Origin of the sequence: Alishewanella aestuarii B11, from assembly GCF_000280055.1 — a bacterium.
GTDB lineage: Bacteria > Pseudomonadota > Gammaproteobacteria > Enterobacterales > Alteromonadaceae > Alishewanella > Alishewanella aestuarii.
Genome location: NZ_ALAB01000022.1, coordinates 1 through 1,687 on the forward strand (window position 1 = coordinate 1; position 1,687 = coordinate 1,687).

The 1,687-nt window shown below is 45.3% G+C and carries 1 protein-coding gene; it reads left to right on the plus strand.

Annotation, left to right across the window (positions count from 1 at the left end; genetic code table 11):
- Nucleotides 1-92: 92 nt before the first annotated feature.
- The gene (locus AEST_RS07935; RefSeq protein ID WP_039925223.1) at nt 93-1,664 is read left to right on the plus strand and encodes a transposase; all 1,572 of its coding nucleotides are present in this window, start codon (nt 93-95) and stop codon (nt 1,662-1,664) included.
- Nucleotides 1,665-1,687: the final 23 nt, after the last annotated feature.

The following is a 1,687-nucleotide window of genomic DNA, read 5'->3' on the forward strand; positions in this document are numbered from 1 at the left end:
GAACACCGATCAGTTTAAAAATTATACAGGGATCGACTTTGTAACGTCTCTATGATCAAATGCGCAAATTGTTTCATTCAGAGTATTTGATTATGTCCTCATCACGTCAGTGGGATTGCCCGGTAGAACTGTCAAAAAAAGAGAAGTTTATCTGCTCTAAACTTAAGAACTCCGGCAAATTATTTGTGTTTCTTCGTGAGCAGCGCCATCGAATTTTTGACGCTCAAATGGAGCAACAATTGCTAACCTTGTATGCTGACCATCCGATCGGTAAACCTCCTGTGCCTGCGGCATTACTTGCGATGGCCTCATTGCTGCAGTGTTATGAACAAAAATCCGATGCGGCAGCCACGCTTGAAGCCATGTTTGATGTGCGATGGCGCATGGTTCTTAATTGTCTCTCACTTGATGATGAAATCGCCCCTTTTTCTCAAGGAACATTGTGTGATTTCCGGCATCGTCTGGTCAGGCACAATATGGATGAAGTGCTATTAGAGCATACGGTGAATATCGCCAGAGAATTTGGGGGCTTTGGTCACACACAACTTCGGATTGCCCTTGATTCCGCGCCATTACAAGGCGCAGGGCGTGTTGAAGATACCTTCAATCTGGTGGGCCACGCATTAGAACTCTTGGTCAGTTGCGCAGCAAAGATCCGCATGACGACAGAAGAGCAAATCCAGCTTGAAGCCGGCACACAATTGGTCGGGAAAAGTAGTATAAAAGCGGCGCTGGACATTGACTGGTCAGTTGCAGCGGAGAAACAGAACGCTATCAATACCTTACTCAAGGATGTGTTACAGCTTCAGCAGTGGCTTAGTACACAGGCTCCCTTGGTGTCCGAGCATAAGGAGCTCCAAGCCTGTTTGACCTTGCTGGACACGGTGCTATCTCAAAATATTGAGCCCGATCCTGATGGTGGAAGCAGGATAAAGCAAGGTGTTGCAGAAGACAGACTTATATCGCTTCATGATGGAGCAATGCGACATGGTAAAAAGTCCAGCTCCCGAACAATCAATGGTTTTAAACAGCATATAGCCGTTGATATAGACACGAAGCTGATACTTGCCACTTGTGTGCGGCCAGCTAATGAACCGGAACATAAAGCGGCAGAATGGCTCAAACCTAAGGTACTAAAGGTGGGAGAAGTTAAGGAGCTCAGCATTGACCGTGGTTATCTAGCCGCGTCGTGGACAGTGGAATTGTTTCATCTTGGTCATAAGGTAATAGCTAAACCCTGGACGTCGACCAATAAAGGGAAGTTCAGTAAAAAGGAGTTTGAAATAGATTTACTTAACCGCCGTGCGGTCTGTCCCGCAGGGCATAGTGCCGGATTTAGTCGTGCAACGCCGACTCAGATTCGATTTGGTAAAGAGCGCTGTGATAAATGTGCGTTGAAACCACAATGCACAGATTCAAAAACAGGCAAAACACTAACATTACATGTCAATGAAGAGATGTTACAAGGTCTAAGAAGGTTCGTTGAGACACCAGAAGGTCGTGCTCAAGCAAGGGAAAGAACCAAAGTAGAACATGCACTTGCATCTATTTGTAACCGGAAAAAACACAGGGCAAGATACATTGGATTAAGATTAAACGAATATGATCTCAACCGCACAGCAGCCATCACCAATTTACATATTAGCATGGCCATGGCTGCTTAGTTTTTAAACTATATGGTGCTCTA

Coding starts and splice junctions, on each gene's coding strand:
- AEST_RS07935 (WP_039925223.1), top strand. CDS start 93: ATGTCCTCATCACGTCAGTGGGATTGCCCGGTAGAACTGTCAAAAAAA.